Source organism: Natronincola ferrireducens (assembly GCF_900100845.1).
GTDB classification, from domain to species: domain Bacteria; phylum Bacillota; class Clostridia; order Peptostreptococcales; family Natronincolaceae; genus Natronincola_B; species Natronincola_B ferrireducens.
Map to the genome: position 1 here is coordinate 559,139 of NZ_FNFP01000001.1, position 21,653 is coordinate 580,791.

Here is a 21,653-nt window from a genome sequence, read left to right on the forward strand (position 1 = left end):
AAATGTTCAGCCTGCTTTACTCTAAAGGGGAGAATGTAGGACTGATTTAAAAGTATGTTTTAAAATGGTTAATTGTTATAATATAATGATAATAACTAAAATTTACTTATTAATCATTTGAGGTGATGTCTTGCAAAAGGGAATTGTTTTTAACATACAAAAATATTCTTTACATGATGGACCAGGAATTAGAACAACAGTTTTTCTTAAGGGATGTCCTTTGAACTGCTGGTGGTGTCATAATCCTGAGAGCAAAAACCTAGGAAAACAGCTTATATTTGTAAAAAGCCGATGTATAGGATGTGGACTTTGTTCCAATAGGTGTCATAATTCTGCTATAGACCTAATAAAAGAAAGCAATAACATTGATAGACAAAAATGTGAGAATTGTGGCATGTGTGCTGAAGCATGTCCTACAAATGCTATGGAATTGATTGGAAAAGAAATGACGATTGAAGAAGTAATGAAGGAGATAGAGAAGGATAGGGTTTTTTATGAGGAGTCCAAAGGGGGGGTAACCTTTTCTGGAGGTGAACCTTTGGTACAGTGGGAATTTCTATATGAACTTTTAAAAAAATGCAAACAACAGGGAATTTCCACAGCAGTAGACACTTCAGGATTTACAAGCTGGAATATTCTTGAGAAAATTAGCAAGTTAACAGATTTATTTTTATATGACTTAAAGCATATGAAGGAAGAAGAGCATCAGAGATTTACTGGTGTATCTAATATGACTATACTTAACAATCTAAACAAGCTTGCTTTAATACATCCCAATATTCATATTCGGATACCCATAATACCGGGAATCAATAATGATGAGGAAAACATTGGAGCTACAGGTAAATTTATTTCTTCTTTAGGCTTAAATAGGGTGAGTATTTTACCATATCACCACGTTGGTATGGATAAATATAATAGAATAGAAGAAATATATAAAATTCCAGAAATATTGGAACCTTCTGATGAAGAGATGCAAGGGATTGCAAAGGTTTTAAAAACCTTTAAATTAAATGTAATGATAGGAGGCTAATAAATGGAAAGACAATTAAGGGGAATGAATGAAAGAGTTCAAAAGTTAAGATATCAAAGTGAAACAACACCTCCAAGTATTTCTATAGAAAGGGCAGTGTTGGTGACGGAGGCTTATAAAGAATATGAAGGAAAGGTTTCTATACCAGTTCTTAGGGCATTGACCTTTAAACATCTGATGGAAAATAAGACAATATGCATCAATGAAGATGAACTTATTGTTGGTGAAAGAGGGGAAAAACCTCAATCGGCTCCAAACTATCCAGAACTGTGCTGTCACACCTTAGAAGATTTAAAGATTATGCATGATAGAAAAAAGATATCCTTTTTTGTTAGCGAAGAGGTAAGTAGAACCCAGAAAGAAAAAATAATCCCTTATTGGCAGGGAAGATCTATTCGAGACTTAATATTTAATGAGATGACGGATGAGTGGAAGGATTGTTATGAGGCCGGTATATTTACAGAATTTATGGAACAAAGAGCTCCTGGCCATACAGTGGGAGATGATAAGATTTTTAAAAAAGGTTTTCTAGATTTTAAAAAAGAGATAAAAGAACAATTAGAAAATCTTGATTATTACAATGATCCTGAAGTCTACGAAAAGCAAGAACAACTGAAGGCGATGGATATCTGTATAGATGCTATCATAATCTTTGCTAAGCGTTATGCTGAAAAAGCTAGGGAGTTAGCTGAAAAAGAGGAAAATCCTAACCGGAAAAAAGAGTTACAAAAGATAGCAGACATATGTACCCGTGTGCCAGCAAATCCTCCACAAAACTTCTGGGAAGCATTACAAGCCTATTGGTTTATTCATCTAGGGGTAATTACAGAGCTAAACACATGGGATGCCTTTTGTCCAGGAAGACTTGATCAACACTTATATCCTTTTTATAAAAAAGGTATAGAGGACGGGACATTAACCTATGAAAAGGCAAAGGAGCTTTTACAGTGTTTTTGGGTGAAGTTTAACAATCAACCAGCACCTCCAAAGGTGGGAATTACCCTGCAGGAAAGTGGAACCTATACGGATTTTGCCAACATCAACATAGGTGGATTAAAAATAGATGGTTCAGATGGAGTGAATGAAGTCTCTTACCTGTTATTAGAAGTCATTGATGAAATGAGACTATTGCAGCCCAGCTCCAATGTGCAAGTAAGCAAGAAGAGTCCCGATTACTTTATCAAGAAAGCTGGGGAGGTTATTCGTAAGGGATGGGGTCAGCCTTCTGTATTTAATGCAGATGCCGTTATAGAGGAACTGTTACGGCAAGGGAAATCTATTGAGGATGCAAGGTGTGGCGGCACCAGTGGCTGTGTGGAAACAGGAGCCTTTGGCAAGGAAAGCTATATTTTGACAGGATATTTTAACTTAACAAAGATACTAGAAATTACTTTGAACAATGGTATTGATCCAAAGAGTGATAAAAAAATAGGTGTTGAAACTGGGGATCCAGAAGATTTTCATTCTTTTGATGAACTAATGGAAGCTTTTAAAAGACAGGTACAGCATTTTGTTGATATAAAAATTAGAGGAAATAATATCATCGAGAAGTTATATGCAAACTATATGCCGGCACCATTTTTATCTATCATTATTGATGATTGTATTAAAAACGGAAAAGATTACAATTGTGGAGGTGCTAGATATAATACCAACTATATTCAAGGTGTAGGAATTGGTAGTATTACCGATAGTTTATCAGGTATTCATTATCATGTTTTTGATAAGCAAACTTTGTCTATGAAGGAATTACTAGAGGTCTTAAAGAAAAATTTTGAAGGAAAAGAAGAAGTAAGACAGCTGTTTTTAAATAAAACACCGCGATATGGTAATGATGATGATTATGCTGATGATATTATGATCAAGGTGTTTAATAGTTTTTATGAAGCTGTTAATGGAAGAAGGTCTATGCGGGGAGGAATCTATCGTATCAATATGCTACCTACCACATGTCATGTCTATTTTGGTTCTGTTATAGGTGCAACTCCTGATGGTAGAAGGGGGGGTTCCCCTCTATCGGAGGGAATTTCCCCAGTACAGGGAACTGACAGAAAAGGTCCTACAGCTGTTATAAAATCAGCAGCAAAAATGGATCATCTAAAAACTGGAGGTACACTATTAAACCAAAAATTCACCCCTCGATTATTGGCAGATGAAAAGGGTATAGAAAATTTAACCTATTTAATCCGGGCCTACTTTAAGCTGGATGGTCATCATATACAGTTCAATGTAGCTGATGCAAATACACTGAAAAAAGCACAAAAAAACCCTGAAGCTTATGGTGATTTAATTGTACGAGTTGCAGGATATAGTGATTATTTTAATAACTTGAATAAAGGACTGCAGGATGAAATTATTGGTAGAACAGAACATGAAAGCTTTTAAGATATAAACATAGTTAAAGCAGGGTTAAAACCCTACTTTAAAATGGTGGGATTGTTTTATTGGAGATGGTCTATGGTTGCTTTTTAATTGCAAGAATTGATGAAACATATACATCTTTCTCTGCACTTGGATTATATTATTTTAGAAGTTGTATTTGTAGCAGTTTTATAATATGTTGATTTATAGGAAAGTTAGACAAGTAACAATAAAAAATAAATATGTTTAGATCATTAAACAATGGTTGTAAACATATTATATGAGGAGAATGGGTATGAAGAACATAGCATTAGAAAAATTATGTAAAGAAATGTCAAACCAAGGGATTAATGGATTTATGCTAGGTGTTTCTACAGATTTAGAGTACTTTACAGGATTTCATCCTAAAAGCTGTTCAAGATTTCAAGCTTTATTTGTAATGGACAATGGAAAGAAGTTTTATATTGTTCCAGAAATACTACAGGAAGAAGCAATTGAGGTATTACCAGAATCAACCACTATAGTTTCTTGGGCAGATGATGAATATTTTTTAAAAAAGCTTTCTACAGCAGTAGATGAATTTGGTTTAAACAATAAAGTCATAGCAGTTAATGAAGGAATTAAAGCAATAGATTTATTAGATATACAAAATATCATGAAGGCAAAGTTTCATAATGGTAAAGATATCTTAGAAAAAATAAGGGTTCGAAAAACTGCTGAAGAAATCCACAATTTAAGAGAAGCTGCAAAGCTAGCAGATGCTGTGATGGAGGATTTAACAAAATATATACGACCTGGAATACAGGAAAAAGATATAAAGAAAAAAATTGAAGAACTATTTTCACAAAAAGGAGCAGATGAACTAGCCTTTGATCCTATCATAGCTTCAGGACCCAATAGTTCTAAGCCCCACTATAATGATGCTCAACGCTATATTCAAGAAGAAGATATTATTATTCTAGATTTTGGTTGTAGATACAAAGGCTATTGTTCAGATATCTCAAGAACCCTATTTGTAGGAGGGGCAACACCTAAACAAAAAGATATTTATAATATCATTTATCGTGCTAATGCAGAAGCTAAAGAGATGGTGAAACCTGGCATTACTGCAGAGACTGTTGATAAAGCTGCAAGAACAATCATAAAGGATGCAGGATATGGTCAGTATTTCTTATGTCGTACAGGTCACGGGATAGGTATGGCAGTCCATGAAAGTCCCTACATAAAAACAGGCAACCAGGAGATTCTTCAAGAAGGAATGGCCTTTAGTATAGAGCCAGGTATTTATCTAAGTGGACAGTTCGGTATGAGAATAGAAGATATTGTAGTAGTGACAGACAATGGTGTAGAGGTGTTAAATCAGTTTCCTAGAGAACTAATTGTTCTATAAAAATAACTCAAAAGTAATGAAAATAGTTTAAAGTAGAAAAGCTCCCTATGAATTAATCCAGCTTTATGGATATCAGAAGGGAGCTAAAGTTTTTGCTGAAGAATTGAGAACTTATAAATTTAAACTTGAAACCACATAGTCATAGAAAATTTATAGAAAATAACATTCTTTTTTTACAAATTATAGCTTATATTCCGTTAACTCTTCACAATAGTTACATTTATATTGAATCTTTCCATTAGGTACTAAAGTAAACTCTGATTCTGCATAATCATCTACTGAAGTAATACATCTTGGGTTTTTACATTTAAATAGCCCCGTTACTTTTTGAGGTATTTCAATATTTCTTTTTGCTATAATATGGTCATTGTCAATAATATTGATGGTGATGCTGGGGTCAATTAATCCTAGAACGGTTAAATCAATATCAATGATATCCTGAATCTTAATCATATCCTTTTTGCCTAGTTGTTTACTGGGGACCTTCATTAACAGTACAACTGGTGTATCTACCTTATCTAAACAAAGCTTTTCAAAAATTTTCAAACCTTTACCTGAAGTAATATGATCAATAACAATTCCCTTTTGAATACTGGTTACCTTTAACATACTTCAATCACCCCCGTAAGTAGTGCAATCAATGCCATTCTTACATAAATACCCAACCTTGCCTGTTCAAAATATTTACCTCTAGGATCTGTATCAACATCATAGTTAATTTCATTGACCCTGGGTAGGGGATGAAGAATTAACATATCTTCTTTGGCATTTTGCAGCTTATCCCTATTGACAATATAACTATCCTTTAACTTTACATAATCCTCTTCGTTAAAAAACCTCTCTTTTTGAATTCTAGTCATATAAAGAAGATCTATTTCTGGCATATGGGTTTCTAAACAATTGGTTTCAACAATTTCAACATCATAATTTTCCAGAATTTCATTTTTAAGATGATAAGGAACTTTCAATTCTGGAGGAGAGATTAGAATAAACTTCATACCTTCATATCTACTTAAGGTTTTTAATAGGGAGTGAACAGTTCGACCAAACAAGAGATCACCGCAAAGGGCAACTTTAAGGTTTTTAATTTCACCCTTATAGTGTTTGATGGTGATAAGATCTGTGAGGGTTTGGGTGGGATGCTGATGACCGCCATCACCGCCATTAATGAGGGGTACAGTAGCATATTGAGAGGCAAGCTTTGGAGCACCTTCTCTAGGATGGCGCATCACTAAAATATCTGCATAGTCATCCATGACACGAATGGTATCGGCAATGGTTTCACCTTTTTTAACAGAAGTAGTACTGGCATCGGAGAAGCCCAGGATACTTCCTCCTAATCTAAGCATAGCCGATTCAAAGCTTAATCGAGTACGGGTACTGGCTTCATAAAATAAGGTGCCTAATATTTTTCCTTTACATATCTCGGCATATGCTGAAGGATTACTATAAATTTTCAAGCCTAAATCAACAACTTCCTGAATTTCTTCTAGGGTTAAGTCATTAGGATCAATCACATGTCTACCTTTTAAACTCATAATTTTTCCTCCCTTTTCTAAAATGTGGGAGTTCATCACTCCCTTTTTAGTCTCTCCGGACTAAATTAAAGGTATACAATAAATAAAACCCTTACAGTAGGACTGAAGGGTATAATAAACCTAGCTAAAGTGTATAGGTTTAGCTGTTATCCTTTCCAGTCTCACAGGACCAATTTAAAGGCTCTATTTATTCTATTTTTTAAAATATATCATTTGAAAAATAAAAAGTCAATAGATAGGCTGAATATAGAAGGGAAAAATTCAACCTATGTAGAATACTTAAACTATGTAAAATACTTTTAAAAGATATTTATTTTTGCTGAACTATTAAGCTTTCTGCTCTCCCAACCCATAGTTGGGAGAATAACCACTCAATGAAGAAGCTTGGGTAAAATTTAGGGATAGGAATCCCCGAATTAAGTCTCATTTTATATAAAGAGGTGTCAAATTATGTATCATTTATCTTTAGAGGAACTATATAACTTCTTAATAGAAGAAACTAACATGCCTAAATTTATGGACTTTAATGAAAATGTTTCCCTCCTGCCTATTTCCAGTGTTGAATACCGAGATAAGATCCGAGGAGCTATGGTGAGTCTTGCCTTAGGGGATGCCTATGGTAGTCATTTAGAGGGACAGCTTCCTCAGGAGGTAGAATACATCAATAGTTTTTTAAAGGGAGATCGAAATGCAGCCTCCATCAGTATTACTGATGATACGGAAATGGCCATTATGTTGGCAGAATCCCTCATCATTCATCAAGACTTTCATCCAGAGGATATCGCCAATCGATTTATTAGACAACCTATTACACAAGTAGGGAATACCATTAAAGATTTTATTACAAATTATCGGGATCGAAAAATACCCTGGTATACTAGTGGTTGTGAATCTGCCGGCAATGGCGCAGCAGTCCGATGCCCACCTATAGCCCTTATTAATTATGGAGACTTTACCTCCTTAAAGCTTATGGCGGGGATACAGGCGTCTATCACCCATATGGACCAAATGGCCATAGCCTCCAGTATTGTCCATAGTACTGCCATAGCCTATTTAATAAATTTACCTCCTTTTCGATTGAAGGACAAAGAAGATCTTTATAAATTTATAGCTGCCTGTGGGAAAAGCATTAAAGGGATAGAAACTAAAGTATATCCCACAAGGAAAAACTGTCAAATTGCCAATCTATATACAAGGATTAATATAGAACTGATGGAGGCTATTGAAAAGGACTTAGCTGTGGATGAAGTCCAAGAAAAATGGGGAAGTGGTGCTTATGTACTGGAATCTTTACCCTATGCCCTCTATGTGTTTTTAAAAAGCCCTAATGACTATGAAAAAATACTAAAACAATGTTTGTTGGCGAGGGATACTGATACTGTAGCTAGCTTGGCTCTAACCTTAATAGGAGCTTACTTAGGTCTAAACAATATACCTAAGGGGTATGTCAGTAAATTAAGGAATTTAGATGAAATATTGGCTTTATCTGATCGTTTGTTTGAGCTATCCCTGAAAAACAAGAACAACAATCCCTATAGACGTATGCGGGAAACCATCACAGACTCTAAGTGTCAGGATGAAATTGATAAGCTCATGTGGCAGGGAATTAAGTACAATAAACAGGACAAATATCAAGAGGCAGTAAAATATTTTGAAGATCTCATAGTAAAATATCCTGAAGCTAAGAAAAACGACAAAATAAAGCTTCATATTATCGAAGCCTACGAGGGTCTTGGCACCAAGCTTTTAGGTGAGGAAGCCTATGAGGATGCCTTAAGATGCTTCAAAAAAGCATTGGGTTACGACTTAAATCACCCTGTTATTCTATGTGATTTAGCTATTACTTATCTCAACCTCGATGATTTAGGTAAAGCAGAAAGGTATGCCCGGCGGTCGGTAGAAATAGCTCCAGAATATGAAATTGGTAGAGAGGTGTTGGAGGCTATTACAAGTCTCAAAAAGAAAAATTAAAAACATGAGTAGATTACAGCCACCTGAGGGATATTCTAGGTGGTTTTTACTTTTTGTTGATAGTCCTCATAGATGGTAGACTTAATAAAAATGCAACAATCCCACTTAGTAGCCCATAGATTAACCAGGGTATAGGAGAATCTACAATACCATAGGTATCCACCAATCTTCCACTGGCAAAAGCTCCTAAAGCTCCACCAATGCCAGAAGCAAAGTTTGCCACAGCGAAGTAAGCTCCCAATAAATTGGGATCAGCAATTAATTTTGTTATATTATCTAGTGTGGGCATCATAAACATCTGTCCAACTATAAAGATAGTAGAACATATTAACAAAAATGAAAAGGTTGTAGCCCAGCCAATCAAAGCAATACCAACACCCAATAGAAGAGTTCCCATAATAAGTGCTAGTATTGGTGAACGTTTTTCCAAAAAACCTCTAGAGATGATTGGCTGTACAAAAATAACTATAACACTGGTAATTGTCCAAATAATACCTATCCTATTAGGGTTATTTAAAATAGCCTCCCCTCTTAAAGGAAGTAACAAACCCAGTTGTGTATGAATTCCCCATATTAAAGCGGAGATAAGACTAAAAATGATAAAGGTTCTATGTTTAAATATATTGATATATTCCCTAAAAGGCAAGGTGGGACAGGGTTGACCCCCACATCCTTCAGGCAATAAAATCCAAGATAAAATCATAAGAAAACCATAAATAACGGCACCTCCATAAAAGTTAACATTGCTTGCAAAAAACAAGACAAAAATACCTGCTATACTGGTACCGACATTGGCAAATACTGCCCGTAGGGAAAAGGCAGTAGTTGTATTATCCTCCCTAGCTAAATAAGAGATAGCAGCCTTGGTGGTAGGAACATAAATGCCAGTTCCTACACCATTTAAAGATGAAAATAGAACTAAGGCTGTAGTAGAAGTGGATAAGCCTAGACCAAAGAGTGCAATAAATTGCATACCATTTCCTATCACGATGGTTAATTTGTTTCCGATTCTATCGGCAATGATCCCAGCAATAATACTACCAAGCTGGATGAATAAGGAGCCAGCCCCTATTACCAATCCTACTTCAGAAGGAGTTAAATTCTTTATATTTTTTAATAAAATGGGAAAAATAGGTACAATTAAATAGGCTGCAATGTGCACAATTAATATGGAAGATAAAAGTACCCATATGTCTTTTTTCAATCCTAGATTTTTAGGAAGTCCAAACATAGCTACAACTCCTTATCCTACTTATTATTTTTGGCTATGTTAAATTTCATTGTTGATTTTAAACTGAATTGTAATTTTAGTATAATTCCTAGAGGCTTGTCATCCTTCGTTATCCCTCAGGATGACTGGACCCTAGTGTTTCCATGTTTTTTTCAAATATCAACATTTATCATTGACAGAGTCTTATTTTTAAATAAAAATTTTAATCTTTAGTTATTATGTGTGAAAAGTTAAAAACTTACTAAGAAAAAATATTTTGTTTTACAAATTAAATTTCACATTCTTTAGTTTTATTTATAAAGCATATAACAATAAATTTTAGGAAATGCTGATAATATCGATTTTTTATTATAAAGGACGTGTTACAGTAATGAATATTATGGCCATTGTTATTTACATATTATTTCTAGCTATTATTTACTATAATTTATTTGTCATTCTCCCAGAGCCAGTTATTATTGGTGTATATCCCTATGCTCTGGCTATAACGACTTTACTAGCCATCAGTTTTCTTCTATTACGATTTGTACAAGTCCCCCTACTTATTCAGGGGGTTAAAGTGGTGGCAATAGTTAGCCTTGTATTGATAAGCTTTACTTTTATACAAATATGGAGAAACGCAGGACTACAGAATGGCTATCAAGAAAACAGAAGTGATTATATGGATAAGTTAATGAAGATATCTAAGGAAAAGGAGTATGAGGATATAGATATGACACCACAACAACAGGGGATAACAACCTTGATAGAAGCCAATACAGGGATACCTTTAACCTATCACAACAAAGTAACTTTGATAAATGACAGCAGCAAAATATTTGCTGAAATGATAGAAAAAATAGGGGAGGCTGAGGACCATATTCATCTAGAATTTTTTATAGTAAGGGATGATCACATAGGAGAAAAATTTCAAAAAGTCTTAAAGGAAAAGGCCACTGAAGGGGTAGAGGTAAGACTGCTGTATGATGGCCTGGGAAGTCATGGTTTGGGGAAAAAATTTATAAGGGAGCTAAGGGAGGCGGGGGCTGAAGTAGTTGCCTATGATAATGTCCTTCAATCCATCATAAAGGGAAAGCTAAATCATAGAAATCACAGAAAAATTGTTGTTGTAGATGGGAATACAGCCTTTACGGGAGGAGTAAACCTAGGAGATGAGTATTTAGGAAGGGATGAGTCTATTGGAAATTGGGAGGATATAGCCGTTAAAGTAGAGGGGGAGGGTGCCCATTGGTTGCAAAAAATCTTTTTAGGGGATTGGTATTATGCTACAAAGCAGCAGCTTTTAGACCCAAAATACTTTCCACAAATCAAAATAGGAGAAACACTACCACTGCAAATGATTACCAGTGGCTACGATACCCATTGGAATGAAATAAGCCAACTATACTTTTCTATGATTGCTTCTGCTAAAGAAAATGTCTATATAGCCACACCCTACCTTATTTTAAGTGATAGTATGCTAAAGGCCCTTGAAACAGCAGGGTTAAGAGGAGTAGATGTCAATATTATCTTGCCAAGAAAGCCAGATTGGGTCATTGTAGGATGGGCAAATGCATCGTTTTTTGAAAAGCTGCTGAAGAGTAAGGTCAAGATTTATCAATATGATAATGGATTTCTCCATGCAAAAGCAGTTATGGTGGACAACAAAATCTTATCCGTAGGTTCAGCCAATCTAAATACACGAAGTCTCCATCTTGACTATGAAGTAAATACAGTAATTTATGATGAGGAACTATGTCAACAAATGTTGGAAGAGTTTGAAAGATATAAAGAGGAAAGCGTAGAGGTCACCTTAAAATTTTATGAAAATCCCCCCTTTAGCCAAAGACTGAAGGAGTTAATTGGACGGTTTATTATCCCCCTTACCTAGAAGTTAGAAGTATACAATACTTTCGATTTGTACATACTATACAGATGTTGAAGGGAGGAATTATATGACCGTAAAAATAGGCATACCTAGGGGACTGTGGTTTTACGACTACTATCCCCTATGGAAGACCTTTTACGAAGAACTAGGGGCAGAGGTGATTTTATCCAACCCTACAAATAAAAAAACATTAGACGTAGGTGTTAGAAATACGGTGGATGAAGCTTGTCTGCCTGTAAAAATATTTCATGGACATGTGCTGGATTTAAGAGATAAAGTAGATTATATATTTTTGCCCAAAATAATGAGTGTTTATGAAAAAGAATATATATGCCCTAAATTTTGTGGATTACCAGAAATGGTCAGTCATTCTATTAAAGGGTTACCTCCTATTATTGATAGGGAGATCAACTTTAATAAATCTAGAAGTAGCTTAATGAAAACTGTATATGACTTTGGAAGCTATGTCACAAAAAATCCAGTGAAAATTAAAAGGGCTTATAACTGTGGCTTGGAAGTCTATAAGAAGTATAAAGTTAGGATACAGGAGGGCTTTCTTCCCATCAATGGAGATTTCTCCAATAAGACCAATGGAAAGTCATCTATAACCATAGCTGTAATGGGGCATTCCTATAACATTTATGATCAATATGGGTCAATGAACTTAATAACAAAATTGCAGCAGCAGGGGATTAACATTATCACCCCAGAAATGATGAATTATCGTACCATCAATGATTATGCTGAAACCCTAGAAAAGAAAATGTTTTGGAGCTATGGCAGAAAGCTATTAGGTACTGCCATGTATTTAGCTGATGTCAAAAATATAGATGGTATTGTATATTTGTCTTCCTTTGGCTGTGGAATTGACTCTATTATAGAAGATTTGGTGGAGAGAAAGACAAGAAAGGAAGGGAAAATACCCTTTTTGTTAATTACTGTAGATGAACATACGGGGGAAGCTGGGGTGAATACTCGTTTGGAAGCGTTTATTGACATGATTGAATGGAGGCAGAGAAATGAAGGTAACTTTTCCACACATGGGTAATCAATACGTTGCAACAAAGGTATTACTGGAGGAGCTGGGAATAGATATTGTGATTCCCCCCCAGTGTACCCATGATACCTTGAATATAGGAACACAATATTCCCCAGAATCTATCTGTCTACCTTTAAAAGTAAATGTGGGCAATATTATGGAGGCTATTAAAGAAGGAGCAGATACCGTTGTTTTTTCAGGAAGCTGTGGTCCCTGTAGGTTTGGCTATTATTCAATCCTGCAAAAAGAAATATTCAAGGAATTAGGTCATGAAATAGAATTCATTTTATTTGATCCACCCCAAGGGGATTATAAAACCTTTATAAATAGAATATTTAAGCTGGCCCAAACAAGTAATCCCTATAAAATTATTAAGGCATTGGAAAAGGGCGTAAGGATACTTTATCAGGTAGATGCATTGGATGAAGCAGTTCTCTATAAACGTCCAAGGCAAAGGGAATTGGGGACAGCAGATAAATACTATGAGATATTTCATAGGGAGGTTAGAAATACCTATGGATATAGGGAAACCTCCCAATTAATTCAAAACACTATAAAAACCATTCAGAATATAGAAGAAGATCCCCATAAAGAAATCTTAAAGATAGGTATCGTTGGAGAAATTTATACGATAATAGAACCCTTTGTTAACCTACAAGTGGAAAGAAAGCTAGGGGAAATGGGTGTAGAAATTAAAAAATCCTTAAAAATCAGCCATTGGCTTACAGAGCATTTATTTTTAAATCCCCTTAAGCTTACAATGGAGGGAAAAATCAAAAAAACAGCTAAACCCTATTTAAAAACCATGATTGGGGGTCATGCTAGAGAAACTATTGGTTATACCATTGAATATGCTAAACAAGATTTCGATGGTGTTATCCAAATCTATCCTTTAACCTGTATGCCAGAAATCGTTGCCCAAAGCATATTGCCAACAGTAGAAAAGGATTATAACATTCCGTATCTATGTCTTATTGTAGATGAAATGACAGGGGAGGCCGGCTATACAACAAGATTAGAGGCCTTTATAGATCTGTTAAGACGGAGAAAGGAGAGACGGGAAAATGAAGAATTGTTACTTAGGTATTGATGTTGGTTCTGTCAGCACCAATATTGTTTTAATGGATGAAGATAAGGAGATTGTTGGAAAGGTATATACCAAAACCCAGGGAAGGCCCATTGATGCTGTCCAAAGGGGTTTAAAGGAGATTAAATCCAATATAAAGGAAGAGATTAAGGTAAAGGGTGTTGGTACCACTGGAAGTGGTCGGCATTTAGCATCTATGATTGTAGGCGGAGATGTTATAAAAAATGAAATCACTGCCCATGGTGTGGCAGCCCTGAATTTTGTTGATGGAGTTAAGACTATTATTGAAATTGGTGGACAGGATTCTAAGATTATTTTGCTAAGGGATGGAATTATTAGTGATTTTGCAATGAATACCGTATGTGCCGCTGGTACAGGCTCCTTTTTAGATAGACAAGCAGCAAGAATGGGAATAGAAATAGAGGACTTTGGTGAACTGGCACTGCAATCGAAAAACCCTGTAAGAATTGCTGGAAGATGTGCTGTCTTTGCAGAGTCTGATATGATTCATAAGCAACAGTTGGGCCACAACCAAGAGGATATCATCAAGGGTCTTAGTGATGCATTGGTAAGAAACTTCCTAAACAACCTTGCCAAGGGTAAGGAGATATTAGGTCCTGTAGTATTCCAAGGGGGTGTGGCTGCCAACGTAGGTATCAAGAAATCCTTTGAAGAAGCTTTAGGGGTAGAGGTCTTTGTTCCTCCCCATCATGAGGTGATGGGGGCTATAGGCTGTTGTCTATTAGCTAAGGAGAATGCCATAAAAAATCTCCAAACCAACTTCAGCGGGTTCGATATTATTAACTCCGGATATAAGGTTAAGGGCATAGAATGTCAAGATTGCTCTAATATGTGTGAAGTAATAGAAATTTTAAGAGATGGTGCCGTCATGGCCCGTTGGGGGGACAAATGCGGCAAATGGAACAATGTATTAAAAAATGAAACAGAGAAATTAGCTTGATTTTATAGACCCCATATAATAATTATATTATATGGGGATAATTTTTGACTTGTTATTTTAGTTATACAATAAAATATCATAGAATTCAGTAAACCAAACTACTTTACAAAAAAAACCAAATATGTTAAAATATAATTTATAAATATTTGAATATTTAACCTATTTATCGAATATTTTAAAGGAGTTATTACTTAAAAATTAATATTATTTATTGACAGGAGAATTGGAGTGTCAACAAAAAATAACACAATTATTAAGCATTGTTGTTATTTTATTGTTGACTTTTTTATTATGTTTTTAAAGGATTTTGCCATTAAATTTTAGCATAGGGTAAAATCTAAAAGGATTATTTTAGAAAATAAAACAAATATTGACATAAGTCTAAGTTAATTGATAAGCTAGATGTGAATTAGTTAATAGACTACTGTACTATGACAATGGATAAAAAACTTAGCTGATTACATAAAAAAACCTATTCAATTAGTCATCTTGGAATGAATATTAAAAAAACATAGGTAAAGTATACTTTATTTAATTGTCGTCTCTATTAAGCTTTAAGTTGGATTAATGATTGTAGCATGCTGCAATTAATTAATAAAAATTCTTAAGGGGAGGATTATGTAATGAAAAGAAGGTTTAAAGGTTTAAGCTTTATTTTAGTACTATGTTTATTGTTGACAGCTTTTCTTGTAGGATGTGGCAGTAACACCCCCACAGATACAGGAAGTAATAACGGAGAAGCAGGAGAAGTAGGGGAAGTAGATGACGATTTCAAATTGGTTTTAAGATTAAGTCATGTCTTTAGTCCTGAAGAGCAATTGACGAAATCAATGGATTGGGTTGCAGAGAGGATTTACGAAAGAACTGATGGAGCAATCGAGATTCAAACATTCCCTCAAGGTCAAATAGCAGCCTATAAGGATGGGGTTGAGCAAGTTGTTAGAGGAGCAGACTTCATTTCTGTGGAGGACCCTTCTTATATAGGGGACTATGTACCAGATTTTACTGCTTTAGTTGGACCAATGCTATACAATAGCTATGATGAGTATGTTGAAATGGTAAGAACAGAGTTAGTAGAAGATATGAAAAAGAAAGCTGAAGAAAAGGGAATCAAAATTCTTGCTCTTGATTATATCTTTGGCTTTAGAAATGTAATAACAGATAAAGTAATAGAAACACCAGATGATTTAAGGGGTATTAAGCTAAGAACACCAGGAAGTCAGCTATTCATTGAAACATTAACTGCTATGGGAGCAACTGTAACACCGTTGCCATGGGGAGAAACAATCTCTGCTATGCAACAAGGGGTAGTAGATGGAATAGAAGGTTCTGAGTTTACAAATATCGGAAATAAAATCTATGAAATAAAGAAAAATGTAGCATTTACTCAACATTTCTTAGGAACATGTGGAGTTTATATTTCAACAGAAGTTTGGGATCGTATTCCTGAAAGATATCAAGTGATCATTGCTGAAGAATTCGAAAAGGGTGCAGCAGAGATGGTTGAAATCGGAAAAACAGAGCACAGCCAAGTTGTAGCAGAATTAGAATCCTATGGGGTACAGTTTAATGAAGTAGATAAGGAAGCTTTCGTAGAAGCTACAAGAAGTATATATGATACATTCCCAGGCCTAACACCTGGAATTTATGACAGACTACAAGAAGAACTAGCCATCATTAGAGAAAAGTTGTAGGATTGATAGTTGATTATTTAGCTTTAATATAGTGTTTAGAAAAAGGAATTAATTAGATAATACAAGGTAGCTTAATTATCCTAATAGAATAATTAAATTTAAGGAATTTCCTAAAATGTCAGTTACTCTATTAGGATAATTTTATTTAAATAAGTCCTTAGCCTTTAACAAATTAATTTATTATGATATAAGGAGTAATGCATATGAAAAGCTTGGTTAAAACCTCAATTAAGAATGCAGAAGAGATAGTGAGTTGCTTTTTTGTAAGTATTACCGTATGTTTAGTTATTGTTAATGTTATATTACGCTATATTTTTAATATAGGACTTTATTGGTCAGAAGAGGTTGCCACTATATGCTTTGTTTGGAGTGTTTTTATAGGTGCAGCTGCCTGCTACAAAAGAAAAATGCATATTGGTATTGACTTTCTCATCAAACTAGTCCCTGAAAAAATACAAGATCTAATTAATCTAGTAGTGCATAGTCTACTTATTATTATTAATGGATACATTGCTTATTTAAGTATTATTTTTATTAGGGCATCTTACATAAAGCCAACAGCGGTTTTAGGAATTTCTTCTGCCTATGTCAGTAGCTCTCTGTTGGTTGGATTCGGACTAATGACAATGTATTCTATTATATTTTTTATGAGAGACTTAAAAAATTTCCTTAATAGTTTCAAGGAAGTTCAAGATATAAAGTCAATATAAAAGATTCATAGTATATGATTTAGAATAATAAGACGTTAATAACTACGTTTTTGATATATTTTAAGATCTTAAGCAGATGATAGTTTATTAAACTTTAGGAGTGATAAAAATGGAATTCCTTCCAGTAGTTGTTGTATTTGGATTATACTTTTCTAGCATTCCCATAGCCTTTGCTCTATTTGCTGCAACCTTAGTATATTTTACTTTTATTAATACAGGAAGTCCTGTTGACCTGATTTTGCAAAGATTTATTACTAGCACCGCTTCCTTTCCTTTGCTAGCTATTCCATTTTTTATCATGGCGGGCTCTATTATGAATTATGCTGGAATAAGCTCAAAGTTAATGAAAATGGCAGATGTTCTAACGGGTCATATGACAGGGGGATTAGCCCAGGTTAATGTTGTATTGAGCACACTGATGGGTGGAGTATCGGGATCTGCCAATGCCGATGCAGCAATGCAATGTAAAATTTTAGTTCCAGAAATGGAGAAGAGGGGCTATAGTAGAGGATTTTCAGCTGCTATTACCGCAGCATCTTCTGCTATTGCGCCAGTAATTCCTCCGGGAATCAATTTGATTATTTATGCATTAATTGCCCAAGTATCAGTAGGTAAAATATTTTTAGCGGGATATGTTCCTGGATTAATTATGTGCTTAAGCTTGATGGTGGCAGTAACTATTATATCGAAAAAAAGGGGCTATAAGCCTTCAAGAGAAAAAAAGGCAACTGTAGGTGAAGTTTTAAGCCAGATAAAGGAATCCAGTTGGGCATTATTTCTACCCTTTGGAATTATATTAGGATTACGATTCGGCATGTTTACCCCTACAGAGGCAGGGGCTATTGCTGTACTGTTCTGTACATTAGTAGGATTCTTTGTTTATAGAGAGTTAAAGATTGAACATTTCTCCACTATTTTAAAGGATACCATCTATGGAACCAGTTCGGTGGTGCTGATTATTGTTGCGGCCTCGGTTTTTGGATATTATATGAGCTGGGAAAGAATACCTCAAAATATTGCTTCCCTACTTTTGGATATTACCGATAGTAAAATAATGATGTTAATGCTCATCAATATTTTATTCCTCGTTTTAGGAATGTTTTTAGAGGGAGGAGCAGCTTTAATTATTTTGGCTCCCTTACTTGTTCCGGTAGTTGTTCAATTAGGTGTTGATCCAGTTCATTTTGGATTAATTGCCATTGTAAACATAATGATTGGAGGGGTCACACCTCCCTTTGGTTCAATGATGTTTACCACCTGTTCTATTACAGAGGTACCTATTATTGACTTTATAAAAGAAAGTATCCCCTTTATTATCGCCTTATTGATTGCCCTATTAATCATTACCTATGTACCTGGTTTAGTGATGTTCCTACCTAATTTAATTTATTAGGATAAACATCTTGTTATAAAAGTTATATTTATAAAGCAAAACCAATTACAAATAGAAAAGCAAATGATTAGTGGGTTTAACATAAAGTATCATTGGCAAAGGGAGGGAAGAGGATTATGTTAATAATTGCCCATAGGGGGGCATCGGGATATGCTCCAGAAAATACCTTAGCCGCCATGGACTTAGCTATGGAGCAGGGCTGTGATGGTATAGAAATTGATGTTCAATTAACTAAAGATGGTGTGGTAGTAGTTCATCACGATTGGTCTGTAGATAGAACTACAAACGGTAGTGGGGAAATTAAAGATTTAACCTGGAAAGAAATTCAGAAACTAGATGCGGGGTTTTGGTTTTCAGAGGAATTTACAGGAGAAAAAGTACCTACATTAGATGATGTCCTTAAGCATTTACCTAAAACACTATTGCTAAATGTTGAAGTGAAGAGCAGATCCTTTGATGATAGGGGATTGGAAAAGAAGGTGGTAGAGCTTCTTGAGAAGCATCATCGATTAGAAAATACAGTTGTTTCCTCCTTTAATCATTTATGTCTTCAGCGAATTCAATTAATGAATCCCCAAGTAAAGATAGGAATACTATATGAGGCCCATCTGCTTGAGCCCTGTAATTATTTCAAGGCAAATGACTTGAATTTATACAGCTTTCATCCTTGTCATTATTATTTAACCCCTGACTTGGTAAAGAAAGTACAGGATAATGGCATGAAGATATATAGTTGGACAATAAATGATGGGGAGAGGGGAAAAAACCTTAAGGCCTTAGGGATAGATGGAATTATTACAAACTACCCTGACATGCTTCGATAAAATTCACCTTTTGAAGTCATGGAGGAATTTAAATGACAAAACTAAGTAAGATTAAGTGCTTTCTTTTAGATATGGACGGAACCTTCTATCTAGGTAACAAGCTAATAGATGGATCTTTAGATTTTTTAAAAATGTTGGAAGAAAAAAATAGAGATTTTTTATTTTTAACAAACAACTCATCTCAAAATAGGATAGCTTATAAGGAAAAACTAAAGAAACTAGGATGTGATGTGCCAGAAGACAAAATCTTTACTTCTGGAGAAGCCACCACCATCTACTTAAAAAAAAGGAAGGCTAATGCCAAGGTATTTTTACTAGGAACTCCTTTTTTAGAGAAGGAATTTGAACAAAATGGCTTCCAATTGGTGAAAGATAAAAATACTTCACCTGATTTTGTTGTATTAGGTTTTGATACTACGCTAACCTATGAAAAAATATGGTTTGCCTGTGATTTTATTAGGGCAGGGGTAGAATATATTGCCACTCACCCAGATTTCAATTGTCCTTTAGAAGATAATAAATACAAACCAGATACAGGAGCTATGATTAAGATGATAGAGGCCAGTACTGGAAAATTGCCAATAATTATTGGAAAACCTAATGAGTATATTATCAATGCCATAATTGAAAAATATCAACTTAAAAGAGATGAAATAGCTATGGTTGGTGATCGGTTGTACACAGACATCCAAACCGGCATCAACGCTGGTATTTCATCTATACTAGTAATGAGCGGTGAAACAACCCTTGAGATGTATAAAAACTCTGAAATAACAGCAGATTATGTTTTCCCCTCTATTAAGGAATTAAATCAAGCCGTCAAGGATGCTGTAGAAGAAGCCAGTTTAACGATAGGAGCATAAAATTATACTAAGAGATAAAGGTATGAGGGAGATACACTGCTAAGTAGCAATAAAAAATGTAGTTTAACTAATCAATCCTTACGGTAGTAGCTATAATTAGTTAAGCACCTAAAGCTGTGTCTCAATAATTTGACGTGATTTATTAAGTATAGATAACAAAGTAGGAAATAAGTTATAAAGGATTGATATGATGAATGGATTAATAATGGAAAGAATAGAAAACAATCCAATTATTGCGGCGGTTCAGAATGAAAGTGATATAGACCATGCTATTGCTTCTGATGTAACAACAATTTTTTTATTAAGTGCTGATATTTTCAATGCAAAGATACTTGTAGATAAAATAAAGGAAGTAAATAAAAGTGTCTTAATCCATATAGACTTTTTAGAAGGTATAGGAAAAGATGCTAAAGCTATTGACTATATCATTCAAGTTATTCAACCAGATGGGGTAATTAGTACGAAGAGCAGTCATATTAAGCTTGCAAAGGAAAAAGGTATGTTTACTATTCAAAGGTTCTTTTTGATAGATAATAAATCCTATGATATGACGATAAAAAGCGTAAAGTCTATACAACCCGACATGATTGAAATTATGCCAGGTGTAATGCCAAGGGTTATTAGTCGCATTACTGAAGAGATATCTACTCCTGTCATTGCAGGAGGGCTGATTAGCAGCAAACAGGATATTATGGAGATATTAAAAGCAGGAGCTTTAGGAACTTCAACCGGGAAGAAGGAACTATGGGCCCTGTAACAACACCATTAAGTGAATAATATTGACAGGAGAATTGGAGTGTCAGCAATAAACTAACATTTTTACTGTGTTGGTTTATTGCTTTTTATTATTTTAAAGCTTGTTTGGTGGGGATTTATACATAGAAAGAAGGAATATCAACAAAAAATTGGTTCTTAGATCTACTATAGTTGTTGTATAATAAAGGGGGAAATAAAAATGATAAGTACCTATGAGCTTGTGCTGCGATTACTGCTATCAGCAACTATTGGAGGACTAATCGGAATGGAACGGGAAGCTAACAATAGACCAGCTGGACTTAGAACCCATATACTGGTGACACTAGGATCTGCCCTTATTATGCTATTATCAACCCAAGGCTTTAACTATCCTGGTAATCCTGGTGATCCTGCTCGACTGGCATCCCAGGTTGTTAGTGGGATTGGCTTTCTAGGGGCAGGTACAATTTTAAGAAATGGTAACCACGTAAGGGGTTTGACTACTGCAGCTACTATATGGGTGTGTGGAGGATTAGGCCTTGCTATTGGTGGGGGCTATTATGTAGGAGGTCTAATAACGGCAGCTATAGTTCTAATCTCTTTAACTGGGCTTGGTGGATTTGAAAAGAAAGTACTAAATAAGAAATACAAAGTAGTGCTTATCCAGTGTAGGGAAAGACCTGGTTTGTTAGGAGATATCGGTCATGTTTTTGGAAGACATAATATGACAATAAAAGATATTCAGATTTTTAGAAGTACAGAGGATTGTGATTATGAAAAGGAGGAATCACTAGGAAACTTTGGTATGGAAAGAATAGAGGGTTTGATTGAAATCCATTTTGCAGTAAAGCTTAGCAAAGATTTTAATGAGATAGAGTGCTTTGAAACAATGAGTAAAATTGATGGTGTTGAACAGGTAATTTGGAACGATGAAAAATTAGCCTATAATATATAGA

At 34.8% G+C, this 21,653-nt stretch carries 18 protein-coding genes; 15 read left to right on the forward strand and 3 right to left on the reverse strand.

What is annotated here, in order from left to right:
• The first annotated feature begins 130 nt into the window (after positions 1-130).
• From BLS22_RS02525 to BLS22_RS02535, 3 genes are all read left to right on the forward strand, one after another.
• Positions 131-1,033, forward strand: coding sequence for a glycyl-radical enzyme activating protein (locus BLS22_RS02525; protein WP_090549858.1), 903 nt, complete (start codon positions 131-133; stop codon positions 1,031-1,033).
• 3 nt (positions 1,034-1,036) lie between these two features.
• Positions 1,037-3,418, forward strand: a complete 2,382-nt coding sequence (hypD, locus tag BLS22_RS02530; RefSeq protein ID WP_330386453.1) for a trans-4-hydroxy-L-proline dehydratase — start codon at positions 1,037-1,039, stop codon at positions 3,416-3,418.
• Between the two features lie 271 nt (positions 3,419-3,689).
• Positions 3,690-4,784: a M24 family metallopeptidase gene (locus BLS22_RS02535; RefSeq protein ID WP_176762016.1), complete on the forward strand. Its 1,095-nt coding sequence runs from the start codon at positions 3,690-3,692 to the stop codon at positions 4,782-4,784.
• 180 nt (positions 4,785-4,964) lie between these two features.
• Here BLS22_RS02535 and BLS22_RS02540 read toward each other — a convergent pair whose 3' ends face one another.
• Together BLS22_RS02540 and pyrB are read right to left on the reverse strand one after the other, a co-directional pair.
• Entirely contained in the window at positions 4,965-5,393 is a 429-nt protein-coding gene (locus BLS22_RS02540; RefSeq protein WP_090549864.1) for an aspartate carbamoyltransferase regulatory subunit, read from the reverse strand.
• Complete coding sequence (gene pyrB, locus BLS22_RS02545) at positions 5,387-6,322, reverse strand: aspartate carbamoyltransferase (protein WP_090549868.1); 936 nt, start codon at positions 6,320-6,322, stop codon at positions 5,387-5,389. Before pyrB ends, BLS22_RS02540 begins: the two co-directional genes overlap by 7 nt.
• A 450-nt stretch (positions 6,323-6,772) precedes the next feature.
• Between pyrB and BLS22_RS02550 the strand changes: the two genes are divergently transcribed.
• The gene (locus BLS22_RS02550; protein ID WP_090549871.1) at positions 6,773-8,293 is read left to right on the forward strand and encodes an ADP-ribosylglycohydrolase family protein; all 1,521 of its coding nucleotides are present in this window, start codon (positions 6,773-6,775) and stop codon (positions 8,291-8,293) included.
• A gap of 46 nt (positions 8,294-8,339) precedes the next feature.
• On the opposite strand, the gene BLS22_RS02555 is transcribed toward BLS22_RS02550, so the two are convergent.
• The gene (locus tag BLS22_RS02555) at positions 8,340-9,524 is read right to left on the reverse strand and encodes an MFS transporter (RefSeq protein ID WP_090549873.1); all 1,185 of its coding nucleotides are present in this window, start codon (positions 9,522-9,524) and stop codon (positions 8,340-8,342) included.
• Positions 9,525-9,894: 370 nt separating this feature from the next.
• Here BLS22_RS02555 and cls point away from each other — a divergent pair, with 370 nt between their 5' ends.
• From cls to BLS22_RS02610, 11 genes are all read left to right on the forward strand, one after another.
• Positions 9,895-11,394 carry a cardiolipin synthase gene (gene cls, locus BLS22_RS02560; protein WP_176762017.1) on the forward strand — a complete coding sequence of 500 codons (1,500 nt, stop codon included), beginning with the start codon at positions 9,895-9,897 and terminating at the stop codon, positions 11,392-11,394.
• Between the two features lie 64 nt (positions 11,395-11,458).
• A complete protein-coding gene (locus BLS22_RS02565; RefSeq protein WP_090549882.1) occupies positions 11,459-12,439 on the forward strand; it encodes an acyl-CoA dehydratase activase-related protein in 981 nt (326 codons plus the stop codon).
• The gene (locus BLS22_RS02570; protein ID WP_090549885.1) at positions 12,411-13,520 is read left to right on the forward strand and encodes an acyl-CoA dehydratase activase-related protein; all 1,110 of its coding nucleotides are present in this window, start codon (positions 12,411-12,413) and stop codon (positions 13,518-13,520) included. The genes BLS22_RS02565 and BLS22_RS02570 overlap by 29 nt, the downstream gene beginning before the upstream one ends.
• Positions 13,495-14,478 (forward strand): acyl-CoA dehydratase activase, encoded by a 984-nt coding sequence (locus BLS22_RS02575; protein ID WP_090549888.1) that lies wholly within the window; start codon positions 13,495-13,497, stop codon positions 14,476-14,478. Before BLS22_RS02570 ends, BLS22_RS02575 begins: the two co-directional genes overlap by 26 nt.
• Before the next feature lie 623 nt (positions 14,479-15,101).
• A complete protein-coding gene (locus tag BLS22_RS02580; RefSeq protein ID WP_090549891.1) occupies positions 15,102-16,172 on the forward strand; it encodes a C4-dicarboxylate TRAP transporter substrate-binding protein in 1,071 nt (356 codons plus the stop codon).
• 203 nt (positions 16,173-16,375) lie between these two features.
• On the forward strand, positions 16,376-16,882 hold the full coding sequence (locus tag BLS22_RS02585) for a TRAP transporter small permease (RefSeq protein ID WP_244269438.1): 507 nt from the start codon (positions 16,376-16,378) through the stop codon (positions 16,880-16,882).
• A 109-nt stretch (positions 16,883-16,991) separates the two neighbouring features.
• Positions 16,992-18,275, forward strand: a complete 1,284-nt coding sequence (locus tag BLS22_RS02590; protein WP_090549897.1) for a TRAP transporter large permease — start codon at positions 16,992-16,994, stop codon at positions 18,273-18,275.
• A 116-nt stretch (positions 18,276-18,391) separates the two neighbouring features.
• A complete protein-coding gene (locus tag BLS22_RS02595) occupies positions 18,392-19,099 on the forward strand; it encodes a glycerophosphodiester phosphodiesterase (protein WP_090549900.1) in 708 nt (235 codons plus the stop codon).
• Positions 19,100-19,131: 32 nt separating this feature from the next.
• Complete coding sequence (locus tag BLS22_RS02600) at positions 19,132-19,962, forward strand: HAD-IIA family hydrolase (protein ID WP_090549903.1); 831 nt, start codon at positions 19,132-19,134, stop codon at positions 19,960-19,962.
• Between the two features lie 190 nt (positions 19,963-20,152).
• Positions 20,153-20,719: a glycerol-3-phosphate responsive antiterminator gene (locus BLS22_RS02605; protein ID WP_176762018.1), complete on the forward strand. Its 567-nt coding sequence runs from the start codon at positions 20,153-20,155 to the stop codon at positions 20,717-20,719.
• A 198-nt stretch (positions 20,720-20,917) separates the two neighbouring features.
• Positions 20,918-21,652 carry an MgtC/SapB family protein gene (locus BLS22_RS02610; RefSeq protein WP_090549909.1) on the forward strand — a complete coding sequence of 245 codons (735 nt, stop codon included), beginning with the start codon at positions 20,918-20,920 and terminating at the stop codon, positions 21,650-21,652.
• The last annotated feature ends 1 nt before the right edge of the window (position 21,653 follow it).

Coding starts and splice junctions, on each gene's coding strand:
- BLS22_RS02575 (WP_090549888.1), top strand. CDS start 13,495: ATGAAGAATTGTTACTTAGGTATTGATGTTGGTTCTGTCAGCACCAAT.
- BLS22_RS02580 (WP_090549891.1), top strand. CDS start 15,102: ATGAAAAGAAGGTTTAAAGGTTTAAGCTTTATTTTAGTACTATGTTTA.
- BLS22_RS02535 (WP_176762016.1), top strand. CDS start 3,690: ATGAAGAACATAGCATTAGAAAAATTATGTAAAGAAATGTCAAACCAA.
- BLS22_RS02565 (WP_090549882.1), top strand. CDS start 11,459: ATGACCGTAAAAATAGGCATACCTAGGGGACTGTGGTTTTACGACTAC.
- BLS22_RS02595 (WP_090549900.1), top strand. CDS start 18,392: ATGTTAATAATTGCCCATAGGGGGGCATCGGGATATGCTCCAGAAAAT.
- BLS22_RS02570 (WP_090549885.1), top strand. CDS start 12,411: ATGAAGGTAACTTTTCCACACATGGGTAATCAATACGTTGCAACAAAG.
- BLS22_RS02590 (WP_090549897.1), top strand. CDS start 16,992: ATGGAATTCCTTCCAGTAGTTGTTGTATTTGGATTATACTTTTCTAGC.
- BLS22_RS02600 (WP_090549903.1), top strand. CDS start 19,132: ATGACAAAACTAAGTAAGATTAAGTGCTTTCTTTTAGATATGGACGGA.
- hypD (WP_330386453.1), top strand. CDS start 1,037: ATGGAAAGACAATTAAGGGGAATGAATGAAAGAGTTCAAAAGTTAAGA.
- BLS22_RS02585 (WP_244269438.1), top strand. CDS start 16,376: ATGAAAAGCTTGGTTAAAACCTCAATTAAGAATGCAGAAGAGATAGTG.
- BLS22_RS02555 (WP_090549873.1), bottom strand. CDS start 9,524: ATGTTTGGACTTCCTAAAAATCTAGGATTGAAAAAAGACATATGGGTA.
- pyrB (WP_090549868.1), bottom strand. CDS start 6,322: ATGAGTTTAAAAGGTAGACATGTGATTGATCCTAATGACTTAACCCTA.
- cls (WP_176762017.1), top strand. CDS start 9,895: ATGAATATTATGGCCATTGTTATTTACATATTATTTCTAGCTATTATT.
- BLS22_RS02550 (WP_090549871.1), top strand. CDS start 6,773: ATGTATCATTTATCTTTAGAGGAACTATATAACTTCTTAATAGAAGAA.
- BLS22_RS02610 (WP_090549909.1), top strand. CDS start 20,918: ATGATAAGTACCTATGAGCTTGTGCTGCGATTACTGCTATCAGCAACT.
- BLS22_RS02540 (WP_090549864.1), bottom strand. CDS start 5,393: ATGTTAAAGGTAACCAGTATTCAAAAGGGAATTGTTATTGATCATATT.
- BLS22_RS02605 (WP_176762018.1), top strand. CDS start 20,153: ATGAATGGATTAATAATGGAAAGAATAGAAAACAATCCAATTATTGCG.